At 32.7% G+C, this 16,692-nt stretch carries 16 protein-coding genes; 6 read left to right on the top strand and 10 right to left on the bottom strand.

Annotation, left to right across the window (positions count from 1 at the left end; all coding sequences use genetic code 11):
* Positions 1 to 68: 68 nt before the first annotated feature.
* From PYW44_RS05730 to ezrA, 9 genes are all read right to left on the bottom strand, one after another.
* Positions 69 to 1,268: an acetate kinase gene (locus PYW44_RS05730; protein WP_021339074.1), complete on the bottom strand. Its 1,200-nt coding sequence runs from the start codon at positions 1,266 to 1,268 to the stop codon at positions 69 to 71.
* An 86-nt stretch (positions 1,269 to 1,354) separates the two neighbouring features.
* Positions 1,355 to 2,302, bottom strand: a complete 948-nt coding sequence (locus PYW44_RS05725; protein ID WP_021339073.1) for a class I SAM-dependent methyltransferase — start codon at positions 2,300 to 2,302, stop codon at positions 1,355 to 1,357.
* 169 nt (positions 2,303 to 2,471) lie between these two features.
* A complete protein-coding gene (tpx, locus tag PYW44_RS05720; RefSeq protein ID WP_002507345.1) occupies positions 2,472 to 2,966 on the bottom strand; it encodes a thiol peroxidase in 495 nt (164 codons plus the stop codon).
* A gap of 89 nt (positions 2,967 to 3,055) precedes the next feature.
* Entirely contained in the window at positions 3,056 to 3,589 is a 534-nt protein-coding gene (locus PYW44_RS05715) for an RDD family protein (protein ID WP_370444995.1), read from the bottom strand.
* 17 nt (positions 3,590 to 3,606) lie between these two features.
* Positions 3,607 to 4,599, bottom strand: a complete 993-nt coding sequence (gene sppA, locus PYW44_RS05710) for a signal peptide peptidase SppA (protein ID WP_002507343.1) — start codon at positions 4,597 to 4,599, stop codon at positions 3,607 to 3,609.
* 325 nt (positions 4,600 to 4,924) lie between these two features.
* Positions 4,925 to 5,698 carry a sulfite exporter TauE/SafE family protein gene (locus tag PYW44_RS05705; protein ID WP_021339071.1) on the bottom strand — a complete coding sequence of 258 codons (774 nt, stop codon included), beginning with the start codon at positions 5,696 to 5,698 and terminating at the stop codon, positions 4,925 to 4,927.
* 113 nt (positions 5,699 to 5,811) lie between these two features.
* Positions 5,812 to 7,035, bottom strand: a complete 1,224-nt coding sequence (thiI, locus tag PYW44_RS05700; protein WP_021339070.1) for a tRNA uracil 4-sulfurtransferase ThiI — start codon at positions 7,033 to 7,035, stop codon at positions 5,812 to 5,814.
* On the bottom strand, positions 7,032 to 8,168 hold the full coding sequence (locus PYW44_RS05695) for a cysteine desulfurase family protein (protein WP_021339069.1): 1,137 nt from the start codon (positions 8,166 to 8,168) through the stop codon (positions 7,032 to 7,034). The genes thiI and PYW44_RS05695 overlap by 4 nt, the downstream gene beginning before the upstream one ends.
* Before the next feature lie 224 nt (positions 8,169 to 8,392).
* Positions 8,393 to 10,084 carry a septation ring formation regulator EzrA gene (gene ezrA / locus PYW44_RS05690; RefSeq protein WP_021339068.1) on the bottom strand — a complete coding sequence of 564 codons (1,692 nt, stop codon included), beginning with the start codon at positions 10,082 to 10,084 and terminating at the stop codon, positions 8,393 to 8,395.
* Between the two features lie 229 nt (positions 10,085 to 10,313).
* Here ezrA and PYW44_RS05685 point away from each other — a divergent pair, with 229 nt between their 5' ends.
* The 3 genes from PYW44_RS05685 to PYW44_RS05675 all read left to right on the top strand — a co-directional run bounded on the left by PYW44_RS05685 (position 10,314) and on the right by PYW44_RS05675 (position 12,353).
* Positions 10,314 to 10,778 (top strand): GAF domain-containing protein, encoded by a 465-nt coding sequence (locus PYW44_RS05685; protein WP_021339067.1) that lies wholly within the window; start codon positions 10,314 to 10,316, stop codon positions 10,776 to 10,778.
* Between the two features lie 255 nt (positions 10,779 to 11,033).
* Positions 11,034 to 11,636 carry a 30S ribosomal protein S4 gene (gene rpsD / locus PYW44_RS05680; RefSeq protein ID WP_002507337.1) on the top strand — a complete coding sequence of 201 codons (603 nt, stop codon included), beginning with the start codon at positions 11,034 to 11,036 and terminating at the stop codon, positions 11,634 to 11,636.
* 189 nt (positions 11,637 to 11,825) lie between these two features.
* Entirely contained in the window at positions 11,826 to 12,353 is a 528-nt protein-coding gene (locus PYW44_RS05675) for a GNAT family N-acetyltransferase (protein WP_002507336.1), read from the top strand.
* Between the two features lie 82 nt (positions 12,354 to 12,435).
* Here the strand turns inward: PYW44_RS05675 and PYW44_RS05670 are convergent, their stop codons facing one another.
* Entirely contained in the window at positions 12,436 to 13,176 is a 741-nt protein-coding gene (locus PYW44_RS05670) for a glycerophosphodiester phosphodiesterase (protein ID WP_021339066.1), read from the bottom strand.
* Positions 13,177 to 13,255: 79 nt separating this feature from the next.
* On the opposite strand from PYW44_RS05670, the gene PYW44_RS05665 reads away from it, so the two are divergent.
* The 3 genes from PYW44_RS05665 to serA all read left to right on the top strand — a co-directional run bounded on the left by PYW44_RS05665 (position 13,256) and on the right by serA (position 16,628).
* Positions 13,256 to 13,696, top strand: coding sequence for an SACOL1771 family peroxiredoxin (locus PYW44_RS05665; RefSeq protein ID WP_002507334.1), 441 nt, complete (start codon positions 13,256 to 13,258; stop codon positions 13,694 to 13,696).
* A gap of 162 nt (positions 13,697 to 13,858) precedes the next feature.
* Positions 13,859 to 15,019, top strand: a complete 1,161-nt coding sequence (locus PYW44_RS05660; protein ID WP_115075984.1) for a pyridoxal-phosphate-dependent aminotransferase family protein — start codon at positions 13,859 to 13,861, stop codon at positions 15,017 to 15,019.
* Positions 15,012 to 16,628, top strand: a complete 1,617-nt coding sequence (serA, locus tag PYW44_RS05655; protein WP_002507332.1) for a phosphoglycerate dehydrogenase — start codon at positions 15,012 to 15,014, stop codon at positions 16,626 to 16,628. The genes PYW44_RS05660 and serA overlap by 8 nt, the downstream gene beginning before the upstream one ends.
* Positions 16,629 to 16,692: the final 64 nt, after the last annotated feature.

The raw sequence follows: 16,692 nt of genomic DNA, 5'->3' as shown, positions 1-16,692 counted from the left end.
GTGCTTTTAATTTAAGTATAAATATTTACAACTCATACTCATTTAATGAATCTGGGTTTACTTCCAGATTATTTTACGTTTCCAAAATCTACAACATCGCGAGCAATCATTACTTCTTCGTTTGTAGGAATAACGATGACTTTTACAGGTGAATGTGGATAATTAATGAAACCTTCAGAACCATGGATCATTTCATTTTTCTTAGCGTCCCAATAAACACCCATAAACTCTAAACCTTCTAAGACTTTTGCTCTTACAGGATCAGAATTTTCACCTACGCCAGCTGTAAATACAATAACGTCTACACCATGCATACGCGTCGCATATGAACCGATATATTTGTGAATACGAGATGCAAAGACGTCAAGCGCTAATTGGGCTCTTTCTTTACCCTCTTTAGAATCTTCAATGATATCTCTTAAGTCACTTGAAGTACCTGAAATACCTAATAATCCAGATTCTTTATTAAGTGTATTTAATACTTCTTCTGCATTTTTACCCGTTTTTTCCATAATAAATGGAATTAAAGCTGGGTCAATATTACCTGAGCGTGTGCCCATTGTAACACCTGCTAATGGAGTGAAGCCCATAGATGTATCTACAGATTCGCCACCATCAATAGCAGCGATTGAAGCACCATTACCGATATGACAAGAGATAATACGTAATTCTTCAATTGGTTTATCTAAAATTTCAGCTGCACGTTGTGAAACATATTTATGACTCGTGCCATGAAAACCATATTTACGAATTCCGAAGTCTTCATAATATTGATATGGCAAACTATATAAATAAGATTTCTCTGGCATTGTTTGATGGAATGAAGTATCAAACACAGCGACATGTGGTGTCTCTGGTAAAAGTTTTCGGAATGCACGAATTCCCATTAAGTTTGCTGGGTTGTGTAACGGAGCTAATTCACTTAACGATTCAATTTGTTTTTCTACTTCATCAGTTATATAAACTGATTCTGGGAATAATTCTCCACCATGAACAACACGGTGGCCCGTACCATCAATATCATTAATACTTTCAATGATACCATGTTTTTTAAAGCTTTCTAACATAATGTTTACTGCTACTTCGTGATTAGCAATATCATTGGTATCAGTAATTTTTTCTCCATTTACTTCAATAGTAAAGACAGAGTTTTTTAAACCAATACGTTCAATTAGTCCTTTAGTAACAACTTTTTCTTCCGGCATTTCAATAAGTTGGAATTTCAGTGACGAACTACCAGCGTTAATGGCCAAAATTAATTTTGACATAAGCTTGTTGCCTCCATTTTCAATTAAGTTTTAATATACCTATCTATTTAATCATTAATACAGTTTATTTTCAAGAATAATACAGTTTAATTTTCAGGATGATTTTCTTCCATCCACACATTTAAATCTTGTAAAAATGCTTGGAATTGTTGAGGGCTTTTGAAGTCAGGAATGTTCGCTAATAAAACCTCTACTGGTTTAGTAACGTTTGTTTCTTTTTTCTGTAGTACAAGAATAGATTTGCGTGCTTTTTCATTTTTAAATAATGTCGAAGGTAAATTTAAAAATGCTTGCATTTCTGTCTCTGTAGCAATGAAGTTTTGTAACTGTTTCACATTTGAACCTTCGAAAATATTACTTGGAACAACTAAAAATGCATAACCTGATTGTTTTAAAGCTACAACAGCTTGTTCAATTAATAAAAAGTGAGAGAAACTGTGACCTTCTTCAAATCCTAAAGCCATTTCCTTACTTCTCTCATCTGCTGGATAATAGCCAACAGGTAAATCACCAATAACAACATCTGTCTCTTCAAAAGGTAATGGCATAATTGCGTCTTGTGGATAAACATCAAATGGTATTTCTAAAAAGTTGGCTAGATGAACGCTGACTCTTGATAATACTGGATCAACTTCTAAAAGATGATGCATCACCGTATGTTCAGTTAACACTTCATGCACAGACGCACTTAGATGGCCTGCCCCACTTGCGATGTCTACAACGTGTAATTCTTCTTTGTTTTTTAAGAAGCGTTGAGATAAAAAGCCTAAAATTAAGCCAATAGAGTCTGGTGTAATTTGATGGTTTGCTTGAATATCTTCATTTTGCATTAAGCTTAAGTAAGCAAACTGAAATGCTTTTCTTCTATCTTGCAATGTAGCTTGTTCTAACAAGTCTCTTTTACTTGTATAAATGTGTTCCATTGCTAGTCCTAAGTTTTCAATAAAACTTTGACCATTATTTTCATTTAAAGCTTTAGCTTTTTCGTCGAGTGTTTGGAATAACTTTTCCATTACTGTTTCTTCTTGTGTCATTTAATAGTCCTTTCTAAAAAAACTGTCCATAATTTGTTTGAAATTAAGTCAGTTCATGCTAACTTATATTACCAAATAATTATGGACAGTATACTTTATAATGTCAATGATACTGTTTGATTGTTTAACTTCAAATCAAATGACAAATTTTATATTACCTATATTTAATTTAAATAGCACGGTATGCTTCTAAAGCAGCATCGAAGTCTGGGAAATCAGTGCCCTCAGAAACAACTTCAGTATATACTACTTTATTATTTTCATCTAAAACAAAAACTGAACGTGCAAGTAAACGTAATTCTTCCATAACTACGCCATAATTGTTACCAAATGAAAGCTCTTTATGATCACTTAAAGTAACCACGTTATCTAAGCCATTTGATGCGCACCATCTTTTTTGTGCGAATGGTAAGTCAACAGAAATAGTTAACACGACGCCATCTTCCTGCGCTGCTTCTTCGTTGAATTTACGTGTTTGTTTATCACAGACACCTGTATCAATAGATGGTACTACACTGATCAATTTCTTTTGACCATCATAATTTGATAAAGTTACTTCATTTAAATCATTGTCTAACACTGTAAAATCTGGTGCTGTTTCACCTTTTTTTACTTGTGATCCTAATAATGTAATTGGTTCTTGTTTAAATGTAATTTGCGCCATTTGAATGCCTCCTATAAAAAGTGCTTACTCAATAATTATAACTGTTTAATCAGATGAAATAAACCTTAAACCCTTTGAAACATAACAATCTACTTCAAATAAAACAATTTTTCAAATTTATTTTTTATTACGACAGTATCAGCAAAATAATCATGTATACCTTTGTGTTTATCTGTAAATATTGTTACTAAATAAGGTAAATTAGCAAATACGCCACTGACAATGCGACCAATCCATTCTCTAAATAATACGTCTACCCAAGTTAAAGATTGTCTATCTGCACGTTCCACTCTAATATTCAAAATCATTTTACCAATTGTTTGTTTAAAATATTTCGTTAATAACACAAAATACAAATAAAATACGAGTGCATCTAATACGTGACCTACACTAAAATAATCAATCCATAACTTTGCATTATCTATATGTGTGAAATGATAGATTGGTTTCAATATAATACTTTGAATACCAAAAATGATGAGTAAATCAATGAGAAAGCTACAAAATCTTATACCAAATCCTGCATATAGTGCTTTTGCTAATTGATTATGTGCAAGTGCATCTGACTCTGTTTGGGCTTCGTTTGAACCTGCAACCTTATGTGCAGTATCATCTTGTTTCATATTATCCATTATTACACCTAACCTTCGTATAGATACATAGGTTCAGCTTCAGTATCATTTTTAATTATTGATTTAACTTCATTGAATTCATTTTTAAATTGAGCAATACTCGCTTTTGCATTACTAAACGATGAGAAGAAACTACCTTCTTCACTATACTCAAATACTTCTGCATCTTTTGCTTTCATATCTTTTTTCATTGCTTTTAATGTTTCATCTTCATAACCAATTTCGTCAATTAACCCGTTATCTTCCGCTTGTTGTGCACTGTATATTCGTCCATCAGCTAACTCTCTAACTTTACTTTCAGACATATCCCTACCGTCTTTAACTATATTCACAAATCGATCAAAACTATCATCTAATACAGATTGTAAAATATCTTTTTCTTCACTTGTCATAGCTCTTGAGCTACTTAATATGTCTTTATGATCTCCTGATTTTATAACATTTTCTTTAACGCCTATTTTTTCTTGTAATTCTGAATAATCAACACTAGACATAATAACACCGATTGATCCTGTCATTGTTTGAGGACCTGCGTATATTTTGTCTGCTGGTGCTGAAATGTAGTATCCACCAGATGCTGCCATACTACCCATATGTACATAAATCTTTTTATCTTTTTGCTTAATTTCTTTTATCTTTTGATAAATTTCATCACTTGGATATGTGCCACCACCAGGAGTATTCACAGATAACAACATACCTTTGACTGTGTCATCATTTTTTACGTTTTCTAATTGTTTTAAGAACGCCTCATGGTTGTAACCACCACCACCAAACATGCCTCCACCTGTACCTTCAGCTATTTGGCCATCTAATGTTAAATGTGCAATTCGTTTACTTGAATTGCCCTCTTTTTCTACTTTTTCTGTAAATGGGTCCATTTTAGATGTAGCTTGTTCATCAAATAAAGATGAAAAGACCGCTGAAATTGAACTCATCACGATGCCGCCTAACACGATGACAACCGCAAGTATGATTGCGATAATCCTTTTCTTCGACATTTACACTCACTCCCATAATTTATTTTCCTTTTAACTCCATCCCCAATTTAACCATAATCAATTAAGCTATGTATACCTTATCCCAAATATATATTAAAAGAGTTTTAAAATATAATAGTGTTTTATCAGAATTACAGTAAAAAAGTACTAATAATGCGAAGTGACACTATGCCGTATTTTATAAAACTGTATACAAAAAAGAGCGGGAATACGAAATCAAAATTTGATTTCGTATTCTCGCTTCTATAAGGCTGACAAATAAAGGAAGACAAGCGTTGAGGCTCTTGTATAAGAACTAGTTTATTTTAATATATTTTTGTAATTGCTACATGATTTGCATTAAATAATCGTACGCATTTTTCAAAATTAAAATAGCAGTAACTACAATAAACAGACCTTTGACATAACCAACGCCTTTTTTAATTGCAAATAAAGCACCCAAATATGATCCGCAAATCATACTACCAGCCATGATAAAACCATAAAAATAATCGACTTGATCTAAGAATATAAATAATATTAATGCCCCTAAATTGGATGCAAAATTTAATACTTTGGCATTCCCTGCTGCACCTAGAAAATCAAATCCAAACATTAATAAAACAAAAAGCATAAATGAACCTGTGCCGCCGCCTAAAAATCCATCATATAGACCTATTAAGCACATTAAAGCTGCAAATATTATAGCTTTACCGGTAGTGAGTTTTGTAAAAGTACGTATACTACCCCAATCTTTTTTCATTAATGTATAAATCATGACAAGCGTTAAGATAATGATTACCACTGGCTTCAATAGTTCAGACGGTAAAAATGTCGCCACGCTCGCACCACCCATAGCCATTAAGAATACAAATGGGAATAACTTCCCAACAACTTTCAGATCGACATTGCCTGACCTTAAAAAACGAAATGCACTGGTCATCGACCCAAATGCACTAGCTAATTTATTAGTACCTAACGCCATAGCTGGTGGCATACCCACTGCCAAAAGTGCAGGGATAGAAATTAATCCCCCACCACCGACAACTGCATCAATAAACGCTGCTAAAAATCCAAGAAGTATGATGATAATTACAATTGAAATGTCCCACTCTAACATGCGCCAACCCCTGTCTGTTTAAATCATGTTAACTGATTATTCATTATAAATTGAACATCTAAAACTAAGTTTTATATTTTTTAAATGATGCTTACTATAATTTAAACTCGTATTTAAAATAAATCCTCTGCCAAAGTTTGTGTCTCTGAGTCTTTATCACTTTGGTAGTCATTTGAAATTTCTATTGTTTCGATTTGATCCACAGCTTGTTGTACTAATGGTTCAAAATCAAAAATATTTTCATATTTTTCCACTTTTTCAATATCAGGTTCAGTTACAGGATTTTTTGGTGTGAAAATAGTACAACAATCCTCATAAGGTTGTATAGAGACATCAAAAGTTCCAATTTCTTTAGCTCTTTTAACGATATCTTCTTTATCTAATGTGAGTAATGGACGTAACACTGGCGTCGAAGTTACGCTATTAATTGCGTACATACTCTTTAAAGTTTGACTCGCTACTTGACCAAGATTCTCACCATTTACAATGGCATGTCCGTCAATTTCATGTACAAGTTTATCTGCTACTCTCATCATCATTCGACGTGTAGATGTCATTGTATAACGTTCATGTACAACTTTATTAACTTGTTTTTGTAAATCTGTAAAAGGTACAATGTGTAATTTAATTGGACCTACATGAGAAGCTAAAATACGTGTTAATTCAATTACTTTTTCTTTAGCTTTTTCACTTGTAAAGGGCGGGCTATGAAAATGAATTGCTTCAATCATCGCACCTCTTCGCATGACTTCCATACCAGCTACAGGAGAATCAATACCACCTGAGAGCATAAGTAATGTTTTTCCACCTGTTCCAACTGGCAAGCCACCAAGTCCAGCTATAGTTTTGTCATAGACATATATGGCATCTAAACGCACTTCTACTTTTATATTGTGATCTGGATTGTGGACATCGACAGTTAAATCCTTTGTTGCATTTAATACCGCAGCACCAATGCCACGTTGTAATTGATATGTGTCATAAGGAAAGTTTTTATCTGAACGTTTCACGTCTATCTTAAACGTATCTCCGTTTGCGTAGTCTTTTGCAAATTGAACGGCTTGTTCATTTGCCGCTTCTACAGTTTTATCAATTTTTAATACAGGACTAATAGAATAAATGCCGAATACTTTTTTTAGTCTATTACACATTTCATCTATGTCTGCACCTTCATCTAATTCAATATACATTCTATCTCTATTCGCTTTTACTTTATAGCCTTGCAATGGCATTAATGAACGCTTAACATTTGCGCGTAATTTATTCACGAATATTTTACGATTTGCACCTTTTAATGTTAATTCGCCATACCTTACTAATATATGATCATAAATCATACTAACAGCTCCCTTACTTCTTCATATACTTTATAAAAATTATCTTTAAATGTTTGAATATCTTCTTGAGTCGTATTGGCTCCCATTGAAATTCTGATACTACCTTCAATTTGTTTTCTAGGCACATTCATCGCTAAAAGTACTTCGTTTAGACTCGCTTTTTTAGACGAACATGCACTTGTGGTAGATAACATGATATTGTGTTTTGAAAATGCATTGACCAATACTTCACCTTTTACGCCTGATAAACCAACATTAAGAATGTGTGGCGCTGAATTTTGAGGTGAATTCAGCTTGACGCCGTGAAACCCTGTAAGAAATTGACGTAAGTCAGCATTAAATTCATTTAAAGTATGGTTAAGTTCTGTGGTATGATTCACAGCTGCTTTCATGGCTTTAACAATTGCAATATTCATCGGTAAATTAACTGTACCACTTCTCACACCATACTCTTGTCCACCACCGTGAATAATAGGTTCAAGTTGATGAATATTTCGAACAAATAATATACCTTGCCCTTTCAAACCGTGAAATTTATGCCCACTTAAACTCAATGTATCTACACCTTCAAAGCATAATGGCACTTTACCAATCGCTTGTACTGCATCTACGTGAAAATGTGCCTTGGGATATTGGTGCACAATATTTGCAGCCTCTTCTATTGGTTGGGTTTGACCCATAATATTATTAACATGCATACAGGTTACTATAGCAACATCATCCGACATCAATGTTTTTAAATGGTCCAAGTCGATTTGACCCTCGTCAGTAACATCAACATATTTAATAATAAACCCTTCCGTTTCTAATGAACGTACAACTTCTAATACAGATGGATGCTCAAGTACTGAAGTGATGATTTCATTAGCAAAAGCTTTTTTCTTATATGCTACGCCTTTAAGCGCCATATTATTAGATTCAGTCGCACCACTTGTAAAAACAATATCAAATTTTCCATCTAAATTAAACAAATCTTTTATTTGTTTTTTAGTTTGTTGTAACAATTGGTCTGCTTGTAAGCCGGCTTGATGCGGACTATTAGCATTAGAATACAATGATTGATTTACTTTTACATAAGTATCCAACACGTCTTGGTTTGGCTTTGTCGTTGCGGCGTTATCAAGATATATCAATTCTTTCACTCCATTTCATTTTATCATACACACTTATTTAAGAAGTGATACTAATTTTATATTTATATTTAAGTTATTGCATTAATAACAATACTTTTCTGTCATTTTAAAATTAATTTTATACTTTCCCTTTAAGCATTATACTCGCTTTTGATAAAAAGAAAAGACACGAAATCATAATTCATTTCGTGTCTTACTGGTGTTATTTATAATAATTAAATAGTTTAACCAATAACTTGATCCTCTATTTGTTTGGTAATTCCTGGTTCAACACTTTCTAAAGCTTGTTCAGATATTTCAATTGAACGTTTGTATCTATTATTTTTAAATAGCCTTTCAGCCTCATTAAGGCTTTTATCTATGTTCGAACTATCTTTACGGTAACGGTTACCATATTCAATAAGTTTCTCAGCATAAACTGCATTAACAAGCACATCCGTAGCTTCATCTTCAAATTTATTCATTTGTAGCACTACTTTAGATACTTTATCTTTCAATTGTTTAACATGTATTGGACGTACACTGAATTTCTTGTTTACTTCACGCACTTCATAATCAATTTCATTTTTCATTATAATGAAACGTTCTGGTACGCTTGGTAAGTTAGAAGCTAATAGTTTTCTATAAACTTCTTCTTTTTTACTTTGTACACGTAAGATATTTTCTTCTGCTTCTGCTTCATCTTCGCGTAGTTGAATTAAGTGATTTTGTAATTTTTCTTGTTTTTCATTAATCACAGCTACATGCTCTTCGATATATTTCAAGTTATCTTGAACTTCACTGTAGCGTACTGCAGATTTGGCCATTTCTTTTAGAATTTCATCATAAACAGCTATTAAGTTTTGAATTTCATTTTCAAACTGTCTTACATTCTGTACATCACTTTCATTTATATAGTAATTTTCACGTACATATTCAATTTCAGTTTGTAAAGTATAATTCATTTCTTTTGCTCTAAACAAATTATCTGTAATGACTTCTTTTGATTCTTCTACTTCATTTTTCGCTTTAACTTCGTGCTCAATTAATTCATACATTTCATCAAGACGATCGTTAATATTATTTAATTTTTCATTCGCTTCATCAAGTTCCAATCTACTAATCATCGGTTCTACAAAGCTAAGTTCTGTTTTAAGCGTTTGTAAAGTGCTATCAATTTTGACATGATCTAAATCATAGCCTTCTACTTTGAGATCTCTACATCCGTATTTCATATCTTGGAACTGTCCAGGTAATTCTTTTTGTGCTTCTCTGATTAACTCAGGAATTTCTGACATATCCTTTTTTAAAAAGTTCATATCTTCATTTAAAGTTTTGATATGTTCATGTGCGTATACATAATTACCTTCTGCTTTATATGATTCATAGCTTTCCATTTCTGGTACGAATGCTTCAATTTCATGTTCTAACGGCGCTGCTGCTTCACCGAACTGATGTCTGTTCGCTAACACGTCGCGCTTCATTTCTCGGTAATCCACTTTACATTCTTCATATAAGTGATCACTCTCTTTATGTACACCCATAATATCTTCGACATCTGTAGTTAATACATTGTAATTTTCTTCGTATTTATCCATCAATTCGTGTGCTTCATCAATTTCAGTTTGCGCTTGCGAAAATTTAAATTTATCAAGTAAACCTTCCGCATTGTGAATCTTTTCTTCTAATGGTAACAAATATTGATTTTTACTATCTAAAGACGTTTGTTTTAATCTATCATAAGTAGATTTTGTTTCACCTGTTAAAGTTAAATCAGATAATTGAGATAAACTTTCATCATAGGGTAATTGCTCTACTTGTAATTTTCGTTCTTCAGCCTTCTCAATCATTTGGCTTTTATTTGAACGCATATAGAATAATACACCGACAATAATCAGTATAATAACAATAATTGCTAGAATGATATACAATACCATATGTTTTCTCCTCCTATTTTATCACTATTCATTATAACGTAATTTACCCATGCATTAAAAGAGAAAATGAATTAATCATTGATAATATTTTAAATTTCATAGTAAATCTATCTCTGTTAATATTATGTATCATATTGCAACTAAAAAAAGCCCTTACAAATCATTTGATTGATTACTATTAAAACAGTCTTTATACTAAATGAAAAGTAAAAAGTGAGGTTTTATTAATATGACAGAGGTAAAAGAAACAAATTACGATTTATTACAAAAGCAAGTTGCTAGTCTAATCGAAGATGAATCAAATTTAATTGCTATACTTAGCAATGTCTCTGCTTTACTAAATGATTCGTTAGATCAAATTAATTGGGTTGGCTTCTATTTAATAGAAAATAATGAATTAATCTTAGGACCGTTCCAAGGTCATCCTGCTTGTGTACATATTGCTATCGGCAAAGGCGTATGTGGCACAGCTGTAGAAACAAACGAATCACAACTCGTTGAAGACGTTAATGCTTTCCCAGGACACATTGCATGTGATGCGAATAGCAAATCAGAAATTGTTGTTCCTATTCATAAAGACAATCAAATCATTGGTGTCTTAGATATTGATGCCCCTATTACAAATCGCTTTTCAAACACAGATAAAATTGCTTTAGAAGAAATTGTTAAGATCCTAGAACAGCAAATAGCTTAATATTTAACAATCGTCTTTCTATAGGTAAATCTGGGTTTACTATTGACAGTAATTCAGAACATGGTACAATGTTCTTTGTGTGAATAAACGAAATTAGCAGTTGCCTATTAGTTGGCTCTATGTTGTTCCCAACGCGGACGTGTCGTGTAACCGTAGCTATGAGGTGAGGATACATAAAACAATATATCCAAATAAGCATGCAACACTCTTTTTTGTTTTTTCATAACAACAAAAGAGAAAAAGGAGGAGTCTATTATGGCTCGATTTAGAGGTTCGAACTGGAAAAAATCACGTCGTTTAGGTATCTCATTAAGTGGTACTGGCAAAGAATTAGAGAAGCGTCCATACGCTCCAGGCCAACATGGTCCTAACCAACGTAAAAAATTATCAGAATATGCATTACAATTACGTGAGAAACAAAAATTACGTTATTTATACGGAATGACTGAAAGACAATTCCGTAACTCATTTGAAATTGCTGGTAACCAACATGGTGTCCATGGTGAAAACTTCATGCAATTACTAGCTGCTCGTTTAGATGCAGTTGTATATTCATTAGGTTTAGCGCGTACGCGTCGCCAAGCTCGCCAACTTGTTAACCACGGTCACATTTTAGTAGATGGTAAACGTGTTGATATTCCATCATATACTTTAAAACCTGGTCAAGAAATTTCAGTACGTGAAAAATCTTTAAAATTAGATATCATTGCTGAATCTGTTGAAATCAATAACTTTGTACCTGAGTACTTAGAATTTGATGCAGACAACTTAAAAGGTAAATATGTACGCGTTCCTGAACGTAGTGAATTACCTGCCGAAATCAACGAACAACTTATCGTTGAGTACTACTCAAGATAAGCGTTTTAATTTCAAACCAAGAAGTCCTTTCGAGGATTTCTTGGTTTTTTTATTACTATATAATTAACACCTTTCATCCAAATATTTAATTATAAGTAGAAATCCTTTTAACCCCCTCACTCATGGCACAATATCTTTTTACTTTCTTATAATAATTACTGTATGCTTATGAATAAAGGAGTGTTAAATTTGATTATTAGAGCATTAGAAGAAACAGATTTAGATTTTGTACATCACTTAAATAACGAATATTCCATTATGTCTTATTGGTTTGAAGAGCCCTATCAATCATTAAGTGAACTTCAATCATTATATAAAAAACATTTATTAGATGAGACTGAACGTAGATTTATTATTGAAAAAGATCAAACACGAATCGGTGTAGTTGAATTAGTTGAAATCGACTTTATACATAGTAACTGCGAAATTCAAATTATTATTGATTCAGAATATGGTGGCAAAGGATATGCCAAAAGTGCATTTAAAATGGCTATTGATTATGCGTTCCTAGTACTTAATCTCCACAAAATATATTTATTTGTTGATGTTAACAACGAAAAAGCTGTTCATATTTATAAAGCACAAAACTTCTCCATCGAAGGTACATTACAAGAACATTTTTATACTCGTGGTGAATATAGTGATTGTCATGTGATGGGATTATTAAAAAAGAATTGGGTAAATCATCATGATAATGATTTATCTCACATTAAATAATATACATTTCATTTTTATTAAAACTAGAAAAAGCTTAAATGAACCCTTTAAATTCATTTAAGCTTTTTTAATATTTTCATTTTTATAAAATATCATTTGGATTATCTGAAATCAATCCGTCTACACCTAGTTTTTGCAATACTTTTGCTTGTTCATGCTCATTCACTGTATAGGGCATCACTGACAATTTATACTGATGTGCATTTTTTAAAAACTTCTCTGTAACTAAAGCATAATTTGGATTTACATAATCCGCATAGGCAGCAATGCTTTTGAATGGAGGTAATTTATACCAATATTTCTTTTTACTAATCAATACACCTAGTTCATAGCCTTCATTCATATCAAATATTTTTTTCATACTTTTTTGATTGAATGATTGTACAATCACTTTATTTTTTGGTAAATCTGATGCATTTAATGCATCTATTAATTCACTTTCAATTCCAGGATAATTCTGTGGCTGTTTTAATTCTATTAGTAACTTTTGATGATAATCTCGAATTAAATTAATTACTTCATCCAAAGTCGGTATTGTCGCTCCCGCAAATTGCTTATCTTTAGTTATACCATAATCAAATTGTTGCAATTCCGCTAAATTCATATCCTTGATTTTTCCTGATCCATTCGAAGTACGATCAATCGAATCGTCATGAATAACTACGAGATGGTTATCTGATGTCCTGTGTATATCTATTTCTAATATATCAATATCACTTACAAGTGCAGCTTTAAAAGCAATCATCGTATTTTCAGGAAAATATGTAGCAATACCACGATGTGCCACTAATATGAGCTTGTTCTCATTATTATATATTGTCATTAAAGTTGCTCTCCTCTTTCTTTATATCTTATTTTCATCTAAACTTAAATTATCATAAATCAACTGGAGGTCAATCGTTATGGTTCAACATGAATTCAAAGTAAACACACAATGGTCTGGTGGTCGTGAAGCTGTAGGTCAACTTAACGGAGACGTATTAGATGAACAAATATCTATACCATCAGGTTTAGGCGGCAATGGAACTGGTACAAACCCAGATGAATTATTAGTTTCAGCTGCATCTTCTTGTTATATTATCTCACTTGCAGCTGTACTCGAACGTTCTGGTTTTAATAATATAGAAATTCAACAATCTTCTATAGGTACAGCTGTATTTGAAAATGCCAAATTTCGTATGGACAACATTATCCACTACCCTGTTATTGAAGTTGAAACTGCACAAAAAGATAGCTTAGTAAGAAAATTACCTAAACTCTTAAAGGTTGCAGACAATAATTGTATGATTTCAAATTCAATTAAAGGTAATGTCACTGTAAAAATAGAACCAAAAATAAAATAATTTAAAAAATTTTATATATGACGGAATATGAATGCGATAACAATGTATGCCCTTTCATGATATTTTATTTTGTTTATTTACATAATCTTTTAACTTTTGCACTTTTATATTTTCTGAAAATTTGCTAAACTAAGACAATCATAAGCATTGGGGGAATCACATATGAAATACTATCGTCCTATGTTACTTACACCAGGACCAACGCCAGTACCAGATGAAATTTTACACGCAACACAGTCACCAATGGTCGGACACAGATCAAGTGACTTTGAAACAATTGCTGAAGAAGCATTTCGTGCTCTAAAACCAATATTCGGTGCGCAAAATGAAGTAATGATATTAACTTCTAGTGGGACAAGCTCTTTAGAAGCAAGCATGTTAAATATTGCAAATCCTGATGACAACATTGTTATCATTGTTTCAGGTGCTTTTGGTAATCGTTTCAAACAAATTGCAGAAACATATTACGAAAACGTACATATTTTTGAAGTCGAATGGGGCAAGGCTGTAAACGTGCCTGAATTTATTGACTTCTTAAATTCATTGAACACAGATATTACAGCAGTTTATAGTCAATATTGTGAAACATCCACTGCAGTGTTGCATCCTGTCCATGAATTAGGACATGCCCTTAAAGCATACGACGAATCGATTTACTTTATTGTTGATGGCGTGAGTTGTATCGGTGCAGTTGATGTAGACTTACAACGAGATCAGATTGATGTGCTTATTTCTGGTAGTCAAAAAGCTATTATGTTGCCTCCTGGTTTAGCGTTTGTAGCTTATAATAATCGTGCTAAAGAACGATTTAGCCAAGTTACGACGCCAAGATTTTATTTAGATTTAAATAAATATTTGAAATCTTTAGAAGCAAATTCAACACCTTTCACACCAAACGTTTCGTTATTTAGAGGTGTGAATGCCTACGCCAAATTAGTTGAAGAAGAAGGATTAGACCAAGTTATTGCACGTCACTATGCAATACGTGATGCTTTAAGAAAATCACTCAATTCACTAGGCTTAGATTTATTAGTCCAAGATGAGTTTGCTTCACCTACTGTTACGGCCTTTGTGCCTAAATCAAAAGAAGAACTCAACTTCATTAAAAATGAACTTAAAAACCGTTTTGCTATAACGATTGCAGGTGGACAAGGTCATCTAAAAGGAGAAATTCTACGCATAGGTCATATGGGTCAAATTTCACCTTTTGATATTTTACAAGTCGTATCAGCATTAGAAATTCTATTAACTGAATTCAGAAAAGAATCATATATTGGTACAGCAATTACTCAGTACATGGAGGTCGTAAAAGCATATGTATAAAATTTTAGTATCTGATCCAATCTCACCAGAAGGTTTAAAAAGTTTAATTGACCATAAAGACTTCGAAGTCGAAATCAATACAGAATTAAATGAAAGCGAACTCGTTGAAAAAATTGGTGATTATCAAGGCTTAATTGTTAGAAGCCAAACACAAGTCACTGCAGAAATGATTGAAGCAGCACCAAATCTAAAAGTTATTGCTAGAGCTGGGGTCGGTGTAGACAACATTGATGTCGATGCAGCTACCAAAAATGGTGTTATCGTAATTAATGCACCAGATGGTAATACTATTTCTGCTACTGAACACTCTATGGCTATGATTTTATCAATGGCACGTAATATCCCACAAGCACATCAATCATTGAAAAATGGAAAATGGGACCGTAAAACATATAGAGGTACAGAACTTTATAATAAAACGCTTGGCGTCATCGGTGCTGGTAGAATTGGTTTAGGCGTTGCAAAACGTGCACAAAGTTTCGGTATGCATATTTTAGCTTTTGACCCTTACTTATCTGAAGATAAGGCAAAAGAACTAAATGTCACACGTGCAACAGTTGAAGAAATTGCTGAACAAGCAGACTTCGTTACTGTACACACACCATTAACTCCAAAAACTAAAGGTATCGTTGGTAAAGACTTTTTCGAAAAGGCAAAACCAACGTTACAAATTATTAACGTAGCACGTGGTGGTATTATTGATGAAACAGCGCTATTAGACGCTTTAAACAATGATCAAATTCAAAGTGCGGCAATAGATGTATTTGAAAGTGAACCAGCAACTGAGTCCCCTCTTGTTGATAACGATAAAATTATTGTTACACCACATTTAGGTGCATCGACTGTCGAAGCTCAAGAAAAAGTGGCTGTTTCAGTAGCAAATGAAATCGTTGATATTTTCGAAAATGGTAACGTCTTAAACGCGATTAACGCACCAAAAATGACTTACAGTGAAATCAATGATGAATTGAAGCCTTATATTGAATTAAGTAAAATGACTGGTGAAGTCGGTATTCAATTACTTGAAAAAGCACCTCGCGAACTACAAATCAAATACGAAGGTGACATTGCATTAGATGATACAAGTTTGATTACAAGAACACTTGTATCTGGCGTCTTACGTCAAGATTTAGCAGAACGTGTAAACTTAATCAACGCCTTAGTACTCTTAAATGAACAAGGTGTATCTTATAATATTGAAAAGAATACAAAACATCGTGGTTTTAGTAACTATATAGAATTAACATTAATTAATAAAGATACTCAAATTAAACTTGGCGCAACTGTACTCAATGGTTATGGTCCAAGAATCGTACGTATCAATGATTATCCAGTAGACTTTAAACCAGAACATCACCAACTAGTAATAAATCATAACGATAGACCAGGCATTGTAGGCCGCACAGGACAAATTCTTGGCACATATGATATCAATATCGCTTCAATGCACCTTGGTCGTACAAACCAAGGTGGTAACGCCCTAATGGTATTATCAATTGACCACCCTGTTACACCAGATGTTATTGATGCATTATATCAAATTGAAGGATTTAATTTGATACGAAGCGTTGAACTGGATATTCAAAGTGATGCAAACTACAATATTTAAATATTGAATCATCATAAAAGAACTTAGAATATAAATAACTTATTTCTTAAATTAAAAATACCAG

The organism is Staphylococcus equorum (assembly GCF_029024965.1).
Taxonomy (GTDB): Bacteria; Bacillota; Bacilli; order Staphylococcales; family Staphylococcaceae; genus Staphylococcus; species Staphylococcus equorum.
The sequence above is the reverse complement of the archived record's forward strand: the minus strand, read 5'-3'. Positions and strand labels throughout refer to the sequence as shown.

Bases quoted from the DNA above. Each gene is read 5' to 3' on its own strand.
- sppA (WP_002507343.1), bottom strand. From the start codon at position 4,599: ATGTCGAAGAAAAGGATTATCGCAATCATACTTGCGGTTGTCATCGTG.
- PYW44_RS05725 (WP_021339073.1), bottom strand. From the start codon at position 2,302: ATGACACAAGAAGAAACAGTAATGGAAAAGTTATTCCAAACACTCGAC.
- PYW44_RS05685 (WP_021339067.1), top strand. From the start codon at position 10,314: ATGACAGAGGTAAAAGAAACAAATTACGATTTATTACAAAAGCAAGTT.
- PYW44_RS05730 (WP_021339074.1), bottom strand. From the start codon at position 1,268: ATGTCAAAATTAATTTTGGCCATTAACGCTGGTAGTTCGTCACTGAAA.
- PYW44_RS05670 (WP_021339066.1), bottom strand. From the start codon at position 13,176: ATGACAATATATAATAATGAGAACAAGCTCATATTAGTGGCACATCGT.
- PYW44_RS05715 (WP_370444995.1), bottom strand. From the start codon at position 3,589: ATGAAACAAGATGATACTGCACATAAGGTTGCAGGTTCAAACGAAGCC.
- serA (WP_002507332.1), top strand. From the start codon at position 15,012: ATGTATAAAATTTTAGTATCTGATCCAATCTCACCAGAAGGTTTAAAA.
- tpx (WP_002507345.1), bottom strand. From the start codon at position 2,966: ATGGCGCAAATTACATTTAAACAAGAACCAATTACATTATTAGGATCA.
- ezrA (WP_021339068.1), bottom strand. From the start codon at position 10,084: ATGGTATTGTATATCATTCTAGCAATTATTGTTATTATACTGATTATT.
- thiI (WP_021339070.1), bottom strand. From the start codon at position 7,035: ATGATTTATGATCATATATTAGTAAGGTATGGCGAATTAACATTAAAA.
- PYW44_RS05665 (WP_002507334.1), top strand. From the start codon at position 13,256: ATGGTTCAACATGAATTCAAAGTAAACACACAATGGTCTGGTGGTCGT.
- PYW44_RS05705 (WP_021339071.1), bottom strand. From the start codon at position 5,698: ATGTTAGAGTGGGACATTTCAATTGTAATTATCATCATACTTCTTGGA.
- rpsD (WP_002507337.1), top strand. From the start codon at position 11,034: ATGGCTCGATTTAGAGGTTCGAACTGGAAAAAATCACGTCGTTTAGGT.
- PYW44_RS05660 (WP_115075984.1), top strand. From the start codon at position 13,859: ATGAAATACTATCGTCCTATGTTACTTACACCAGGACCAACGCCAGTA.